The sequence below is a fragment of the Varibaculum massiliense genome, from assembly GCF_900106855.1.
Lineage (GTDB): Bacteria > Actinomycetota > Actinomycetes > Actinomycetales > Actinomycetaceae > Varibaculum > Varibaculum massiliense.
Map to the genome: position 1 here is coordinate 541,468 of NZ_FNWI01000004.1, position 17,324 is coordinate 558,791.

12 protein-coding genes are annotated in these 17,324 nt (G+C 55.8%); 1 reads left to right on the forward strand and 11 read right to left on the reverse strand.

All coding sequences use genetic code 11. From position 1 onward, the window contains the following. Nucleotides 1–22: 22 nt before the first annotated feature. The 7 genes from smc to BQ5456_RS02550 all read right to left on the reverse strand — a co-directional run bounded on the left by smc (nucleotide 23) and on the right by BQ5456_RS02550 (nucleotide 9,277). Nucleotides 23–3,697, reverse strand: coding sequence for a chromosome segregation protein SMC (smc, locus tag BQ5456_RS02520; protein WP_071128601.1), 3,675 nt, complete (start codon nucleotides 3,695–3,697; stop codon nucleotides 23–25). Nucleotides 3,698–3,712: 15 nt separating this feature from the next. Continuing rightward, nucleotides 3,713–4,159, reverse strand: coding sequence for a nucleoside-diphosphate kinase (gene ndk, locus BQ5456_RS02525; protein WP_071128602.1), 447 nt, complete (start codon nucleotides 4,157–4,159; stop codon nucleotides 3,713–3,715). A 126-nt stretch (nucleotides 4,160–4,285) separates the two neighbouring features. Then, entirely contained in the window at nucleotides 4,286–5,014 is a 729-nt protein-coding gene (locus BQ5456_RS02530) for an HPr family phosphocarrier protein (RefSeq protein ID WP_071128603.1), read from the reverse strand. 111 nt (nucleotides 5,015–5,125) lie between these two features. Beyond that, nucleotides 5,126–5,389, reverse strand: coding sequence for an HPr family phosphocarrier protein (locus tag BQ5456_RS02535; protein ID WP_235858518.1), 264 nt, complete (start codon nucleotides 5,387–5,389; stop codon nucleotides 5,126–5,128). 32 nt (nucleotides 5,390–5,421) lie between these two features. Further along, entirely contained in the window at nucleotides 5,422–7,515 is a 2,094-nt protein-coding gene (locus BQ5456_RS10670; protein WP_071128604.1) for a PTS fructose transporter subunit IIABC, read from the reverse strand. A 23-nt stretch (nucleotides 7,516–7,538) separates the two neighbouring features. After that, entirely contained in the window at nucleotides 7,539–8,510 is a 972-nt protein-coding gene (locus tag BQ5456_RS02545) for a 1-phosphofructokinase family hexose kinase (RefSeq protein ID WP_071128605.1), read from the reverse strand. Beyond that, complete coding sequence (locus tag BQ5456_RS02550; RefSeq protein ID WP_071129895.1) at nucleotides 8,507–9,277, reverse strand: DeoR/GlpR family DNA-binding transcription regulator; 771 nt, start codon at nucleotides 9,275–9,277, stop codon at nucleotides 8,507–8,509. The genes BQ5456_RS02545 and BQ5456_RS02550 overlap by 4 nt, the downstream gene beginning before the upstream one ends. 243 nt (nucleotides 9,278–9,520) lie before the next feature. Here BQ5456_RS02550 and ptsP point away from each other — a divergent pair, with 243 nt between their 5' ends. Further along, a complete protein-coding gene (gene ptsP, locus BQ5456_RS02555) occupies nucleotides 9,521–11,194 on the forward strand; it encodes a phosphoenolpyruvate--protein phosphotransferase (protein ID WP_071128606.1) in 1,674 nt (557 codons plus the stop codon). Between the two features lies 1 nt (nucleotide 11,195). On the opposite strand, the gene BQ5456_RS02560 is transcribed toward ptsP, so the two are convergent. Genes BQ5456_RS02560 through BQ5456_RS02575 form a run of 4 tightly spaced genes read right to left on the reverse strand, consistent with a single transcriptional unit; the run spans nucleotide 11,196 to nucleotide 17,321 of the window. Further along, on the reverse strand, nucleotides 11,196–11,966 hold the full coding sequence (locus BQ5456_RS02560) for an FHA domain-containing protein (protein ID WP_071128607.1): 771 nt from the start codon (nucleotides 11,964–11,966) through the stop codon (nucleotides 11,196–11,198). A 39-nt stretch (nucleotides 11,967–12,005) separates the two neighbouring features. Further along, complete coding sequence (locus tag BQ5456_RS02565) at nucleotides 12,006–13,457, reverse strand: protein kinase domain-containing protein (protein ID WP_071128608.1); 1,452 nt, start codon at nucleotides 13,455–13,457, stop codon at nucleotides 12,006–12,008. After that, a complete protein-coding gene (locus tag BQ5456_RS02570; protein ID WP_071128609.1) occupies nucleotides 13,438–16,074 on the reverse strand; it encodes a transglutaminase-like domain-containing protein in 2,637 nt (878 codons plus the stop codon). The genes BQ5456_RS02565 and BQ5456_RS02570 overlap by 20 nt, the downstream gene beginning before the upstream one ends. Beyond that, nucleotides 16,071–17,321, reverse strand: a complete 1,251-nt coding sequence (locus tag BQ5456_RS02575) for a DUF58 domain-containing protein (protein ID WP_071128610.1) — start codon at nucleotides 17,319–17,321, stop codon at nucleotides 16,071–16,073. The genes BQ5456_RS02570 and BQ5456_RS02575 overlap by 4 nt, the downstream gene beginning before the upstream one ends. Nucleotides 17,322–17,324: the final 3 nt, after the last annotated feature.

Sequence of the window (17,324 nt, forward strand, 5' to 3'; positions counted from 1 at the left end):
GTTATCAGATTTCGGTGTGATTTTAGCTATCTGCCGGCTCTAAGCGTTGCGAAATTACCCGGGATACCCCTTCGCGCATAGTCACCCCGTAAAGCACATCGGCTACTTCCATAGTCCGTTTTTGGTGGGTAATCACAATCATCTGGCTAACTTCGCGCAGCTGCTTAAATAGCTCTAGCATCCGCGAAAGATTCAGGTCATCGAGGGCAGCCTCTACCTCGTCCAAGATATAGAAGGGCGAGGGGCGGGCTTTGAAAATCGCGATTAAAAATGCCAGCGCCGCCAAGGAGCGTTCCCCGCCGGAAAGTAGGGATAGGCGCTGCACATTTTTTCCGGCAGGACGAGCATTTACCTCTACCCCGGTAGTAAGCATATCGTCCGGATCGGTCAGTTTTAGGGAACCGGTACCTCCCGGGAATAGGCGGGAAAACACCTCGGTGAATTCCCGGGATATATCCGCATAAGCCTCTTCAAAAGCTACTTTCACCTGGTGATCCACTTCCCGCACCACCACCAGCAAATCTGCTTTCGAAGTCCGCAAATCTGTCAGCTGTCCCATTAAGAATTCAAAACGTTTCTCTAACGCCTGGTGTTCTTCTAAAGCTAGGGGGTTGACTTTCCCTAGCCGGGAAATCGCGCGATTCGCCTTTTCCAGCAGCGCACTCTGTTCGGCGCGATTGTAGGGACGCCAGCGTCCTTCCTCGGGCTCTGCTGCGCCGTCCTCCCTGCTAGACGCAATTTCGCGCTCTTGTTGACCGGCGCCATCAGCTGTTTCATGTGCGCTTTCAGTTACCCCCTCTTCAGCTTCTCCCCTAGCAGCTACCGCTTCTTCCTGGGCATTTTCTGCCCGCTGTGCCAATAACTCTGGATCCGGAACCAGCTGCTGCGGACCAAAAGCAGCAATCAGTTCTTGGGGAGAAAGCGCGTACCGTTCCTGTGCCTGTTGGGTTAACTGTTCCGCGCGCACCCGATATTCAGCGGCTGCCACCTCGTCCCGGCGGCTTAAATCATTTAGCTCTGCCAACTGGGTATTTAAACGGTCGATTTCACTGCGTACTTGCTCGGCGGCCTGCGAGGAGGCGGTTCGGGCGGCCTCGGCGCTTTCCCGCCAAGTTTTCGCCACCTGGGCTACGCTGGCCGAACGCTGCGCAAATACTTCACACCAGGACGCCACCTGCAACATCCTTTGGGACTGCCGGGCGCGCTCGACTTCGCGTTGACTACGGGCAGCCAGGCGCAACTGGAAACGCTCCAAAGATTTCACTTCCCCTTGGAAGCGTTCCCGCAAAGTATTGGTAATCTGAGTGGCTGCCGCCAGCTCTAAATGCGTCTGCGCAGCTTTTTCCCGAGCCGATAAATCCGCGGCCCGTGCCGCCTCTAAAGCTTGTTCCGCCTGCTGCAAAGGAGCTAAATCCGCGCTACCGGAAAAAGCATCTCGCGCTTTTTCAGCCGCCTCTAGCAGCTGCCTACACTTTTCAAAATCTACCTTCGCCTGTGCCAGTTCTGCTGCCGCCCGCTTTTCTTGACTCTCGGCTCCGCTAACTGCCGCTTCTGTAAGCGCCCGTTCTTGCGCCTTGGCCGCCGCTTGGGCATCAGCCTGACGCAATACTTTCAGAGCCTGCGCGGATGCTGCCGCTGCCTGCGATAATGCTTCCTCAGCTGCCTTCACCTGGACGCGTGCTTTTTCTTTCGTAGCTTCGGCGACCTGAGCGGCTTTCCGTGCTAATCGTAGGCGCCGCTCCACCTCGATACGGTTAACCCCACCGCTGCCAGTTTCCCCCAGGTATTTGCCGATAATCGTGCCGTCTTTTAGCCCTACCCGCACCTGCGGATTATCCGCGACCAACGCCTGCGCCTGCGTTAGATTTTCAGCTAAATAACTATTTTCTAGCAGCGTATTTAATGCCGGATGCAGCCCGCTAGGAGCCGAAATTACCTCCCGGGCAGGAATCGGTACTCCCGGCTTGTTCCCGGTAGTAGGGCTTAGCGGAACGGCCTCGTCCCCTGGGTCACCCACTACCCAACTGACGCTGCCACTGCTGTCTTTAACCGCCATTAGTCCCGCTTCTAGCTGCGCTGATTCAATAGTGAGGGCGGAACCGGAGCGTCCAAGTAGGGCTGCAATTGCGTCCTCCCAGCAATCTGGAACCGTTATTAAAGAGGCTAACTGCCCCCCTGCCTTCGCTGCCTGTGCAAAAGTGCTTTCCGCCTGATTCGAGGAGGCGGCTAAGACCTCACTGAGGCTTGCTTTGGACTCGGAGGCCGCCACGGCTTTGGCTTCGCTTTCCCGCAGACGGTCACGAGCTTTTTCCAGTTGCGTGCGTACCTGGTTTTCCGCCTCGGATAGCTGCCGGTAGTTTCCAGCGGCATCCATCCCGGAATCTGGGGCTGTTTCCCCTGCAGCTTGCTGTTTTACCCGCGCAACTTCCAGTTTTTCTTGCGCATCCACCTGGGCTTTTTGGGCTCTTTGAATCCGGGAATCCGCCGCCTCTAGGCGCGCCTTCGCAGTTTCAACTTCCCGCTCTAGCCGCGCGGTCTTCTGGGTTTTTTGCTGTGCCTCTTCCCGCAGTTCCTGGGTAATGCGAACCTGATCCCCAACTTTCCGGGTAGTTTCTTCCCGGGCAGCCTCGGCGGCATCAGCTTGTTTACGTTTAGCTAAAGTGTCCTGGTCATGGGTTGCCAGTTCGCTTTGTAAATGTGCCAACTGGCGTTGGCGTTCCTCTACGCTAGGACCGGCGGGAACTGGTTCCGGTTTTGCCAGGGAGGAGGCGCGCTCATTGGCTAAGGCTTCTAGAGCCCGCAAACGCTCGGTAATTGCGGTCAGCTGTTGCCACAAATTGGTGGCTTTACCCGCTAAATCATTTTGCGTCGCATCTGCGGTTAATTTCTGCAGTTTTTCATGCTGCAGCGCTAGTTTTTCCCCTAATTCTTCGCGCCTGACCTCCAAGGCTTTCCCGCTTTCTTTATAGCGGGACAGCTGCCGACTCATCTGCTGCAAGTCATCCGCCAAAATCCGGCACCCGGCGTCACGCGCCTGCGCCTGCAATACTGCCGCTCGCCGCGCAGTTTTAGCTTGCCGCGCCAGAGGGCCCAGTTGCCTTTGAATCTCTTGGGTGAGGTCGGAAAGCCGGGAAAGCTTTTCTTCTAAGCCATCGAGTTTGCGCAGGGCGCGTTCTTTGCGCCGCTGATGTTTTAGCACCCCGGCGGCCTCTTCGATTAGGGAGCGCCGCTGGGAAGGGTCGGCAGAAAGTACCTGGTCGAGTTTGCCCTGCCCGATAATCACGTGCATATTGCGCCCCATGCCGGTATCGGAGAGCAGCTCCTGAATATCTAGTAGCCGGCAGGGAGTGCCATTAATGGCGTATTCGGAACCTCCCTGGCGAAACAGGGTGCGAGAAATGGTTACTTCCGAATAATCGATCGGCAAATCCCCACTGGTGTTATCAATGGTCAGCGCCACTTCTGCCCGCCCTAGGGAGCTGCGGGAACTGGTTCCGGCAAAAATAACGTCCGCCATTGATCCGCCGCGCAGATTTTTGGCGCCTTGCTCGCCCATCACCCAAGCGAGTGCGTCTACGATATTCGATTTGCCAGAACCATTCGGGCCGACAACACAGATAATTCCCGGGGTGAACTGCAAAGTGGTGGCGCTGGCGAAAGACTTAAATCCTCGCAGCGTCAGCGACTTTACATACATCTAGGTCTCCGGGTATTAGCAGGCGTCCGGGAACCAGATTTTTATTTCCCGAGCAGCGGAAGCCGGCGAATCTGCAGCATGCACCAAGTTTTGAATCTGCCCACTGTCGTAGTCGCGTCCAAAGTCACCGCGAATAGTTCCCGGAGCCGCCTCGGTGGGACTGGTGGCACCCACCAGGGAACGCACTCCCTCAACAACCCGGGTACCTTCGAAAACTGCCGCCACAATCTTCCCGGACTGCATGAAGTCAACCATGGATTCAAAGAAGTGTTTACCACGATGCTCTTCATAGTGTTCATGCAGGTCATCGTCACTGGCCTGCACTACCCGCAAAGCCACGATAGCGTAGCCTTTTTGCTCAATCCGCGCCAAGATTTTCCCGGTGAGTCCGCGGTGATAGCCATCCGGCTTCACCAACACCAGGGTATATTCCTTATCGGGGTCCAATTTGAAGTCACTCATTGCCGTTTCCTTTCTCTTTTTCCACCTTTATAAGCACAGATTACTTAGAGAGATTACTACTTAAGAATACCGGTAAAGACCCGACCTCAATTCGGTTTTCAGCTCCGCAGAATCTGAGAGCCGCACTCAATCCTCTACCCCGGTTACGGCGTCCTCTTCAGGTGCAGTTAGTGCCGCCTGAACCGCATCCAAGGCTTTCAAGGATTCCCCGCCTTCAGCGGCAATCCGCAGTTCATCCCCCGGTTTTATTTTCAACCCCATAAGCGCGAGGACACTGCCGGCATCCACCTGATTAATAGTCACCTGAGCATCAAAACCAGTAGCAATTCGCGCTAAACGCGCTGCTGGACGCGCCGATAGCGGCTCTGAGGCTCTGTATGTGAGTGTGCGGGGAGCAAGCGGATCCGGAGCGGGCGGAGGTGGCAAAATATCTGCCGCGTCCTCTTCAGGATAAAACTGGGAAGCAGCGTTGATTGACCGCAGGATTTCTGCCAAATCTGCACCTTGAGCCGCTGCTACTACCCCCGCGGCGGTTCCCTCTACAATCGGTCCGTGTCCTAGTCGCAGCCTGCGCATCCCGATATCGGTGATTACCTGTTGGCAGGCCAGCCGCGCCGCCCCAAAATCCGCCATTAAGACAATCGCGTCTTGTTCCCCGAGTTTTTCCATCACCGTGGAAATTTTGGTACTCAGGATTTCCGCGGCGGTACCCAACCCTTCATCGTGGCATCCGCACGGCTCGATAATGACTTTCGGAGCAAGGGCGGCTACCACCTCGCATATCCCCCGCGCCAGCGTCTGTGACTGCGAAACAACAATAAAGGCGACCCGCGGCTGCATAAGCATTCCTCCCATATACAGATGTCCCCTCTAGGCTATCGCGCCCCAGCGCGCGACTTAAACCAAGAGGGGATATCTGCTTTCCGGATTTTTGTAGATTTTATACGTTGCGGGGCGCTAAAATCCCTATTCGGCATCTAGGTCTTTTGCGACCAGTTCCGCAATCGCCGCTACTGCTTCCTCGTTTTCGCTCTCCACGGTAACCTCGGTACCGCATTCGGCACCCAGGGTCATAATCAACATCATTGAGGAGGCATCTACCGGCTCTTCTTCGGGGGTTCCGAGAGTGATTTCCTCAGCGAACTCGGCTGCTTTCTCCGCGATAATCGAGGCGGGACGGGCATGTAATCCCACGGAAGATCCCACTTTCACTGTTTTTGAGGGCATCATTATTCCTTTCCTTATTCTTGGTTTATTAAAACTTATGCTTTGACTACTGCCGGTTTCTTGCGACGCATCTTGGCGAAAGTGACCGCTGCCGCTGCCACCGCCACTCCAACTACCAGGGCAATAAGCGCCCCGAAGATATTGCTGTAGGCAAATAGCACGAAGATTCCCCCATGGGGAGCCCGGCAACCTACCCCGAACGCCATCGCGATAGCCCCGGTTACCGCGCCGCCTGCCATCATGGAAGGAATCACCCGCAGGGGGTCAGCAGCGGCGAAGGGAATCGCGCCCTCGGAGATAAAGGACAATCCTAGCAGCCAAGCTGCTTTACCGTTTTGCTGCTCCGCCGGCGAATATAGTTTCGGACGCAGAGTAGAAGACAGCGCCATCGCCAAAGGTGGCACCATTCCGGTTAACATGACTGCCGCCATGAACTGATATGACCCATCGGTGGCCTGCGATAAGCCGGCAGTACCTACCAGGTAGGCGGCTTTATTTACCGGTCCGCCCAGGTCGAAGCACATCATCAAACCGATAACGATCCCCAGCAAGATTGCGGAAGTGCCAGCCATAGAGTTTAACCAGTTTTGCAGACCGCTCATCAACGCCGCCAACGGACGTCCCAGTAGCAGTAGCATTAGTAGACCCATAAGCAGGGTGCTGATTAGTGGCACAATCGCTACCGGCATCAAACCTGCTAGCCAGCGCGGACATTTCAGGGTGGAGAGAACATTGGCGAGAATCCCGGCAAGAATCCCGGTCACCAAACCACCAATGAAGCCTGCTCCTAGCGTTATTGAAATAGCGCCTCCGATAAAGCCGGGAGCAATGCCGGGGCGTCCTGCCAGACCAAAAGCAATATATCCAGACAGCGCTGGCACTAAGAAACTCATTCCAGTTTGACCGAGGAATACCAGTAGGGCTCCTAGGTAAAGCAGCAAACCGGAACGATTCGTGAGGATTTTGCCTTCCCCGAAGGGACCAGAATCTGGCAGGTGCCACAGCGAGAAGTTAAGAGAGATGTCTTGGGCGGGAGCCGCCACATCATAGCCGCCTAGCAGGAAACCCAAAGCGATTAGTAATCCGCCGGCTGCTACGAAGGGAATCATATACGACACCCCAGCCATCACGGCCTTTTGGATTCGGCGTCCCCAACCTACGGTATCTTCTTTCTCTGGGGGCTCCGCCGCGACCACCGGATCCACATTCGGGTCTTTCTTTTTTGCCATTACCCCCCGAATCAGTTTCTCAGGGTCATTAATGGCCGCTTTTACCCCTACATCTATTAGCGGCAGATGAGCAAAACGTTCCGGCTCCTGCACACTAACGTCATGCGCAAATATCGCCCCGGAAGCACCGACAATCAGGGCGGGGTCTAGGCGGTCAATATGCCCGGATCCCTGCGCCTCCACATGGACTGGAATCCCCAGTTCTTTACCTTTGTTAATCAGCGAATCTGCCGCCATATAGGTGTGGGCAATCCCGGTGGGGCAAGAAGTGACCGCCACCAAGTATTTGCCCTGCGTGTCACCGGTTTTCTCTTCCTTTTTCACCGGGGCTGCCGGGGCTTTGGAGACTGCCGAGTTTGCCGGGACAGCCGGGTTGGTTGGGACTGCCGGAGGATTCGCTGCTACCTGCTTAGCCGCGGGGGTGCTCTGCGGGGTAGCTGTTGACCCGGGCTCTACCACCTCCATAATGAGGTCTGCGACCTGGTCGGCAGAATCCGCCGAACGCAAAGTAGCCAAGAAGTTTTTGTCCACCAGTTTTCGTGCCAGCTTTTGCAGCAGTTTCAAATGCGCCTGCCCCTGCCCTTCCGCAGCGGCAATCATGAAAATCAAATCTGCCGGACCATCCTTGGCTCCAAAATCTACCGGTTGCGCCAGGCGGGCAAAAGCCAGGCTACCAACCTTAACCGCCTGGGAGCGGCAGTGCGGGATAGCGATTCCCCCCGGCATTCCCGTCACGGATTTAGCCTCCCGCGCCATCAGGTCGTTGATTAAACCGTTTTGTTCTGCACGCCCAGAAGTCGCTATCTTTGCGGCCAGCGTTTTAATCACGCTGTCTTTATCTATCCCCAGCGGCTCATCTAGACTCACCAACTGCGGGATTATCAACTTCTCGTTTTCCATAGTTCTCCTGTTCGGGATGACTTTTAAAGGCTGAGTTTGGTTATCCGGGCTTCTTCAGGATGAATTTCTTCCGGGGTGGGTGGCTGGGTTCCTGCTTTCGCGCAGGCAGCCGCGCCATAAGCTACCGCGGTGGCTAGGCATTCTTCCGGGCTCTTGCCTGAGATTTGAGCAAGTAGATACCCGGTGAGGGAGGAATCTCCGGCACCCACGGTAGAACGCACCGGCACATCGGGGCTGGTGCCATGCCATGCCCCCTCCGCGGTAATCAAGATGGCACCGGCCGACCCCAGGGTGGCGAGTACTTCCCCTACCCCTCGCTGACTGAGCTCTTTCGCTTTACGCGCTACCGGCAGCAGATTTCCGCTGATAGCCGCCTTTTCCAGCTCGGATCCGTTGCCTCCCAAAAGCTCGGCAAGTTCGAAAGAGTTCGGTTTCATCAGGTCCACTTTCACCTGCCCGAGAGCTCTCCCCAGGGCGTGTAACGGCTGCCCGGAAGTGTCGACTGCAAACCGTCCCTGCGCGGTACCCAGTTCTTTTAGACAGGTGACATAAAAATCGTCTGGTAACCCCGGGGGTAATGATCCGGATAGCACCACCCAGTCGTCCTCGCCCAGGTCTCCCGCCTGCTCTCTAAGTGCTATCAGAAGCGATTTTTCTTGTTCCTGATTAAGCGTGGGACCGGGTTCGTTGATTTTGGTGGTTTCCCCACTGGCATCTATGACCGTGAGGTTAGTGCGTACCGCTTCCGGGATTTCGGTGTACACATAAGGCAGCTCTACCTGGTCTAACAGTTCTAGAATCGAATCTTGCGGCTTTGCCGGCAGCAGGCAGCAAACCGGGAATCCTGCCTCTTGAGCCACCCGTGCCACATTAATCCCCTTCCCGCCGGGATCGGTGTGGGTAGAGGCAATCCGGTGGACACCCCCCGGCACCAAGGGCTGCTCCAAGTTCACGGTTTTATCCAAACTGGAGTTTGCAGACAGGGTAACTATCACGCCAAGAACACTTCCTTAGCTAGTTTTTCCAGGTCTTTACCAGCGAGTTCTGCCAGGCGCTGATCTGAAATCAGCATTTCAATTTCGCCGGGAGCTGCGAATTTAACTGTGCTAGTGTGTCCGAATTTATCCGCATCTGCCAGTACCACCGCCTGGCGACTGCATTGCACCATTGCCCGCTTTACCGCAGCTTCCTCGATATCGGGGGTGGTGTAGCCATCGAGCAGATCCATCCCGTTAGCACCCAAGAAGGTCAGATCAGGGTGGAGAGCGCGCACGGCCTGCACTGTCATCGCTCCGACTGTGGCCAGGGTAGATTCGCGTACCGTCCCTCCAATTAGATGTACTTTTAGGCTGCGGGTACGGGTGGCTACTGCCGCTGCAATTGCCGCAGAGTTAGTCACCAACAGCAAATCTGCGCGGTCAGGGAGCATTTCTGCAAAATAGGCGGTCGAGGAGCCGGAATCCAAGAAAACCGTAAACGCGCCCTCGGGAATGTGGCTGAGGGCGAGCTGTGCCATTTTCCTTTTTTCTTCGCCGTTGATTTTCATCCGCTCTGACAGTTGCGACTCGGGGATCTGTTGGAGGCCGACTGCTCCCCCGTAAACTCGTTTCGCTTTGCCCTGGTCAGATAGTATTTCGAGGTCACGGCGAATAGTTTCATCAGAGACTTCAAAACGCTGGGCTAACTCCCGCAGATTCACTTGCCCAAACTCTGATAATGCTTGTTCGATGAGGAGGCGGCGACCTCCGCTATGTACAGACACCTTAGCCTCCCGTTCTGCTGCCACAATCGAACCAGGTAGCTAGAGTATTACCAGAGTCCGTTTACAATTACTCTACCCATCATTACACGTGGCTTCAATACTTATTGTGAGTTTACTGAGAGATTTTGTGGACTTAATCGATTATCTTTACGATTATTATGGATTTTTGAGATGTTTCCTTGTTTAACTTCCTAAAACGTGCAACACTGTCACTATAAAGTTACCCCTCACTGAGGAGGATAAATGTCTGCAGAAGAAACAATTTATGGCACTCCCGTAGTCAATGGTCTAGCTTACGGACCGGTTGCCTGGGTAAGCCGTTTCGAAATCCCCAAACTACCTGCCACAAAAATCCCGCTGGATGAGCGGGAAGCAGAAGCCGAGCGTTACACCCAAGCATCCCAAGCCGTATCCGGTCGCCTCTTGGCACGCTCTAAGGAAACCGTAGGCAGCGCCGCGGCTGTTTTAGCAGCACAAGCGGAACTTTCCCGTGACCCTGGTTTCAAGAAAATGGTGGTCAAAGCGATAAACAAAGGTATCCCGGCTGCCAGCGCGGTAATCACCACCACCGAAATGTTTTGCACCATGTTTGAAAAAGCCGGGGGGTTGATGGCCGAACACACCACTGACCTCAACGATCTGTGCTTGCGGGTAGTGGCGGAGCTGCTAGGAGAACCCGAGCCGGGACTGCCTCATTTATCCGAGCCTTCGATACTTTTCGCCGACGATCTGGCTCCGGCTGATACTGCCGGACTGAACCCGGAAAAAATCTTGGCTTTGGTTACCGAACAGGGTGGCCCCACCTCCCACACTTCAATTATTGCTCGCCAGCTGGGGATTCCCTGTATCGTGGCGGTGCGTAAACTCCACCAAATTGCTCAGGGGGAACAGGTATTCGTAGACGCCTCCCTAGGATCGATAACCACTGGAGCCGACCCGGATGAAACCCGCCCGAAAGTTGCGGCTGATCTGCGCACGCGCGAAGATATCCGCCACTGGCAGGGGCCGGCACGGCTTGCCAGTGGCGAGGACGTGGAACTGTTAGCCAATGTACAAGATGGCCCCGGGGCAAAGAAAGCCGCCGCCGGATACGCTCAGGGGGTAGGACTTTTCCGCACTGAGCTGTGTTTCTTAGATTCAATGAAAGAGCCTACTTGCGCAGAGCAGGCAGAAATATATTCCCAGGTATTGGCGGCTTTTCCTGATAAAAAGGTGGTTACCCGCACTTTAGATGCCGGCTCGGATAAACCAATTTCTTGGGCAACTTTAGAGGAAGAACCTAACCCCGCCCTAGGGGTACGCGGGCTACGTACTACTGGGATTGAAGAAAAACTGTTCACCCGGCAATTAGATGCAATCGCGCAGGCCGCCCAGGGGCATCCCGGGAAAAACTGGGTGCTGGTACCGATGGTGTCTACCTTGTCGGAGGCAAAGTGGGTAGCGAAGCTGATTCGCCAGCGAGGACTTGCTGCCGGAATCATGGTGGAAGTGCCGGCGGTTGCGATTATGATTGACCAGTTCTTAGCCGAGGTTGATTTCGTTTCTATTGGCACTAATGACCTCACCCAGTATGTGATGGCTGCCGACCGGATGAACGCTAATCTGGCGACCTACACTGACCCGTGGCAACCAGCAGTTTTAACCCTGATTTCTCGGGTAGCTGCCTCCGGGGTGCGCCTAAGCAAGCCGGTCGGAGTATGCGGGGAGGCAGCTGCTGACCCCATTTTGGCTTGCGTATTAATCGGCATGGGGGTCACTTCCCTGTCAATGGCTGCCTCGGCGATTCCCGGAGTGGGCGCCCAGCTAGAACAGGTCACCAAGAAGCAGTGCGAAAACGCCGCACAAGCGATTTTAACAGCCAAAGATAGCGGAGATGCCCGCGCCAAAGCGCGCCGGGCTCTGGGAATTGACCGCTGACTTAATACCCGGCGGGGGCAGTTCCGATAGACAGGTATTGCCCCTCCCCCAGGTCAACGATATCGCCCGCTTGCAGCACTACCGGGTCTGCGGGTTCAATCGGGTAAATCTGCCCGCTGCGGCGCAAACGGGTGCCATTTACCGACTCTAGATCTTTCAGCGAGGGATTACCGTGCTCATCTATATAGAGCAGGCAGTGGGTGCGGGAAATCTGTTTAGCCGGACTCGGCACGGTCATAGTTTGGGCTTGGGGATAGGAAGAGGTAGCGGCATCCGGGCGGCGACCTACCACAATCGCGTCCTCTAAAATCATGGACTGCCCTTGCCCGGAAGTCACTGTATAACGCAATGCCGGCTGGTAACCGGGTTGTTCCCCATATTGAGGTTGCATCCCGTATTGCCCCTGCCCATAGTCAGCTTGCCCATACTGTTGCTGGTATTGAGGCTGTTCTTGATATTGGGGCTGTTCGTAGGAGGGCTGCTGGTAGGCAGGTTGTCCATATTCCGGTTGCCCATACTCAGACTGTCCATATTCGGATGGCTGATATCCAGGAACGCCTTGGGGAGAATACCCCGCGTATTGGGGAGCTTGCGGTTGTTCACCATAAGGATTGGGGTAGGCGGGATTTCCCGCCTGAGCATAGGGGGCGGGATTTCCCGGCACGGGCGCACCGGATTCCGCTTGGGGAGCTCCATAAACCCCGTTGGGCGGATAACCTGCACTAGCATTACCCGACTGGTTCGGATAGTACTGGTAGGGATCGTTATTCATCTGGTTTCCTCCATTACCAACCGGCAATTTTGCACTCTCCTATTGGCACCAGTCTACCCCAGGCGAGATTTTTCCATCTAAGCTCACCGCGAAAACTTTTACACACCATTTCCCACCCTGGGGCTTAAGAGTTATTTCTGGTTCGGTCACCGTATGACTGCCCGCATCTTTGCCATCTTGGGTCACCTGCACCTGGTAAGAGGCGGGAGTATCGCCCTCGCCCGGTTTCCAAGTTAAAGTTATTTGTCCATCTGCAGCCGGTTTCCCTTCCAAGGAGGTAACCGCAGATACTTCCGCCACGATGCCGTCATCCGCGGAGGCGGTAATTAGCGGTTCGCTGGTACTGGGAGCGCTTTTAACCGAGGTGGTACCGGATTTGAAATAGTAAGCAACCCCAGCACCAGTTCCGGCTACCAGCACAAAAGCTCCAATTAGGGCTAGGAAGATTCGCCGCCAACCCAAGCGGGAGGCGGGCGATAGGGAGCGCGAAAGGGCTACCGAAGAGCTACCCCCCACAATCAGGGGACTATCTGCTCTCCCGCTATCTGCCCCCGCTAAGGATGGCTGCGAACCGGAAACATCTTTCAGGCGAGTGGCATCTGGATCTGTGGATACCCGCGCCAGAGTTGGATTGGCGCTCGCAATATCCATACTGGTCAGCGGGAAACCAAGTTGGGCTTGTACCTCAGACAGGGTTTGCCCAAATTGGGAGGCGCTTTCTGGACGATCCGCGGGATCGGCTTGCAGCGCCCAGGCCAGAATCTCGCGTAACGGAGAAATTAACTGAGGAGCATCTAGGCGGGGAGCAGTATGCAGAACCCGCTGGGTCAGGGCAGATACCGAGTTATCACCGCCGGGAATCTCATGGGGACTACGCCCGGTAACCAGCGAATGCATAGTTGCCGCCAGGGAATAAATGTCGCTAGCGGCTCCCGCCAGGGAATTCTCATCATGTTGCTCCGGAGGCGCCCAGGGTACTGAAAGCCCTAAAACATCCCGGTGAGCCAGGGGCTTTCCCAATGGTAAAGCTAAACCAAAATCAGAAAGCACCGGGGTGGAAAACTCGGAAATCAGCACGTTTGCGGGTTTCACATCCCGGTGCGACAATCCCGCCCGATGCACAGTTTCTAGCGCTCCCGCCAAACGAATCGTGATATCCAGGGCATCTTTGAGGGGAAGTGGATGGCGACGAACCCGCTGCGACAAATTCGTAACCGGACAGTATTGCAACACCAGAAAGGGGCGACCATCAGGCAGTTTCCCGGTTTGATACAGGGAGAGAATCGCCGGATGCGCACAGGTAGCAGCCAGAGCGTCCGCCTCGGTAGTAAAAACTTGTCGTCCTTCTCGACTGCCCAGTTCTCGCAGGACTTTAACTGCCACTTGACGTTGGGGACGTTTTTGGTCGTAGAGGTAAACATCAGCAAATCCGCCTCTCCCCAGCAAAGTTTTCACGCTATATCCCGGAATTTTAGGGGGTGTCTGTACCATCATCGTCCCCTTTCCGTAGGCGAGTCTCGTCTATATTGGCTGGTGAAGACGCCCGGCGAGTGTAATCTAGTGCGTCCTGATTTCCTCCGGGATTGTTCCGCGGATTAGGCGGAGGAGGAGGTGGCAGCGGAGAAACGGTAGGGTTCACTAGACGGGTGCCGTCACTAAAATCTATACCTACCTGCGGTAATCCCACTTTCCCTAGGCGAGTAGCTTCCGAGAACGCCCCGCCCGCTACTGCCGTAACCGGAGCGGTTTCCCCGCGCACCGGAGCTAAGGGCGTGCGTAACTGTCGGTATTCCTGCTGGGTAAGCCCCAAGGACAAGCTAGGTAGCGAAATCTCTTTGCGCGGGGTAAGGATCTTATCCAGCCCGGGGACCGCGGTGAATTTTTGGGCGAAACCACTGCGGATAAAGCGGCTATAAAGCGATGAGGGGCGAATCGCGGCTACCAGGGCTTTAGCTTTCCCCGCTGCCGCTTTCCAGGTGTCAGTTAACTGCTTAACTAGCTCCCACGCCCAGTCGGAATCGATCTCGCTATCGAGACCGGGACTATAATCCAGGTAATCTGCGATTCCGGCTAGCTCTCTTGCCCCCGATTCTGCCTCCCCCTGTTTTATTCCTCCCAGGTAAGTGTCGATTATCCAGGCGGCTTCTTGCCGGGTGGCTCCTGCCGGGAGCCGTACCCCGCGGTCACGGAAGCGATCTACTATTTCTTCCCAGGCTCCGCGCAAGCGTTTTCCAGGCTCTTTAGCTTTCCGCCTTCTGCGCGCGCGATACCACTTAGCCAGCAGCACTAGCAGAATCGGCGAAAGTAGCAGCAATAACCAGGAACCATATTTTGCGGCCACCGCTAGCGCCGCCAGAATCTGTATTCCGGTCGAAGGATTGTCGGCGTGCGCCTGCTTTTCCACGTGCGGTAAAACCGGCGGAGTGGCCGGTGGTGGGGGCGGCTGTAACACCTGCGGTTTAGGCACAGATTTAGGTTGCGGTTGATCGGTGCGAGGTACTCGCTCCCGCGGAGGCGTGGGATCAAAAGGCACCCAACCTACGTCCTTAAATTTCACTTCCACCCAGGCATGAACGTTATCGCCCTTTAGTTTCAGGTTCCCGCCAGCTTTCTTATCGGCCGGGTAGGCACCCAACACTACTCGCGCAGGCGCCCCAAACGCCCTGACCATCAGTGCCATAGCTACCGCGTATTGTTCATCGTCACCGATTAGCTCTTTCCCTTGGAAGAATTGGCTCATCCGAGCCGCGCGGTGTCCGGGACGCGAAAGTCCATCTGAGCCGTCAGAGAAGAAACCTTGCCCTGATAAATAGGACTCCACATTGCGTACTTTTTGCAAAGGAGTAGTTGCCCGGGCGGTTAACTGATTATTTAGTTCGGTAATTTCGGTGGGAACCGCCTCGTCTTTGCCTTGGGGGATGGGGTCAAACTCCAGTCCCGAAATCCGCGAGTCGTTGGGAATCCGGTCTTTGGCGAACCCTACCTGGTAGGAGAGGTTAGCGGGGGCAGTAGCGAAGGCTGAGCGCAGCGAGGTCGAATAGTAAATAACTGGTTTTGGTTGGGAAGCTACTTTTAGGGAATAGGCATCGCCCAAGAGAGGCACCCAGGGTTGGTCATAGTTCACCAGTTTTATGTGCGCGGTACTATCAGCTGAAACCTGTTTATCTAATACCGAATCAACCTGCACAAATTGCACGTTCAGCTGGGGGTCGATTTTAAAAACTGTGCCGTCATAAGCGTTCATAGCGGCAAAACGCACCCTACTGCCCGCCGGATAGTTCTTGACCTCGGCGATGGTTTTATCTTTCCAGTCGCGAGAAAGATGCCTAAAGGAGGCTAGCGGGGAAATAAAGTCTTCTAGTTCTACTGGCGGTAGTACGTGGGTGCGGAGCACTTCCCGGTTGCCGCGTTCAGTTATCGCCGCCAAAGATGCGGAGGCCAGGCAGATAACCACGGTGACCGCCACCATCGCTAAGGGGCGGGTAAAGCTGCTTTTCTGCCTGCCTCCCGCTAGGTTAACCCGGCGGGTACGTGCCTTGGTAGCAGAACCGGTAACCAGGGCGCACCAAAGTAGGGCTACCAGGAAATATCCGGCTCCTGCCCAACGCGCCGCCGGAACCACTTGGGCTCCCCAAGCAATCGCTACCACCAGGCTAATGGTGGCAGGTACCAGCGCCACCCAGGGGCGACGCGAAGCCGCCGCTAATCCCGCTAGTAGGGCGGTTACGAGGCAAGTAATTAGTGACAGTACCGCTAGTCCCCCTAAGGGGGTTAGGGGGAGAGACGCGGTTAGGGCGTCGCGCCAACAGGTCACCGTGGAGGTCACCAACACTTGCAGACCAGATAATGAGGGGTAAAACTTGCGTCCCAGCGGGTCAGTAGCAGCCAAGGTGGGGCCGAAGGCTAAAAATACCCCCAGCATCAGGGTCACAGTGGAGATTATTCCCAGGTGCCAGCGGCGAACCACTAGAGCAATCAGCACCCCCAGGACGGTGCCTCCGATGGCCGCTACTGCCCCGGTGAAACCCAGGAAAGGCAGGGCAAATAACCAGCAGGGAACGATGAATAAAAACAGGGAGCTTAAGCAGATTAAATCGGATCTTTTCATGCCTGGCTCACCCCATTTAGCGCTCGGGGGAGCTGCGTGAGATCCCCGATGTTTAGTAGTCGCCGCGAAGAAGAGCCTCGCCGAGTCAAAGTAGCGCCGGCATCTGCCCGCACGCCGGTGGTAGCCATATCAGCGGGAGGCAGCAAACAGATTTGTTGCAGGCGGCGCATAGATACTCCCGGTCCGCAGATCAGGGAACAAACCGAGGCCTGCGCCTCATGGGCAAGCGCCCAGCGCACCAGATGCCGATACTCTTGGGCATCCTCCTGGGGCTGCACTTCGGTAAGAAAGTCCAATACCGCTCGGGAAGTGGCGGCTTTCACCACGGTTTTGCCCGCATACAGGGTCAGGGGCTGCCCACTGGACAGGGAGGAAACCGCTAGAGAGGCCGCCGCCTCTACCGCGAGTTCAAAATCAGCTTCCCCATAATTTTCGCGTTTCAGATCCAGCACAATCAAATGGTGGGAGCGGCGAGTCTCTAGGTATTGCCGCATCATTAACTGGCCAGTATGCGCTGACATTTTCCAGTGAATATGGCGGCGGTCATCCCCACTTTCGTAGGGGCGCAAGGCATGAAAAGCAGCATCAGAACTGGTTATTACCTGCGAGGTTGCCCCCTCCATATCCCGAGAATAACCGCTTAAAGTTCCCAGAGCCGGGGTGAAGTTGGGATACACGTAGACCTCTTGGAAATCCGGCCAAGAACGCACCCGGCGAATCAGCCCCAAAATATCTTGCCGCACGGTACGGGGCGGCCCCACTATAATCTTTTCTCTCCGCCTAGTTTGCAGCTGGAAATCCCGGCTAAAACTCTTATCGGAACGCAAAGTTGGCAGGGCAATATCGGCTTGCTCCCTCCCCAAGGACAACTCTATTTTGAGGGCGCGCACCGCCCGGCGTCCATTATTCTTGGCGGTTGCCCGTCCGATCAGATCTTGTCCTTTTCGCAACCGGTCTTGTTCTACCCGCACCCGCACCGAGAGGTCTCCCCCGCCCCAAGTTTGCGCTACCGCAGCTACCAGGGCTAATAGGGAGGCAAACATCACTGCGCCGGCCTCTGCCCAATCCCACAGCAGCCAGGCAGCCAGGCTGGCGAGTCCTCCTACCAGGACTAGCCATCCTAAGCCGGTGAGCGGAATTTTGCGTAGCGCGCCCAGATAAGTGGTGCTGCGCGCCCGTTTCCAGGCTTTATTTCCGCTTTTCAGCGCGCTCTTTAGCGCGGTGGTGGTGGTTTCGGGAACTTTCATTAT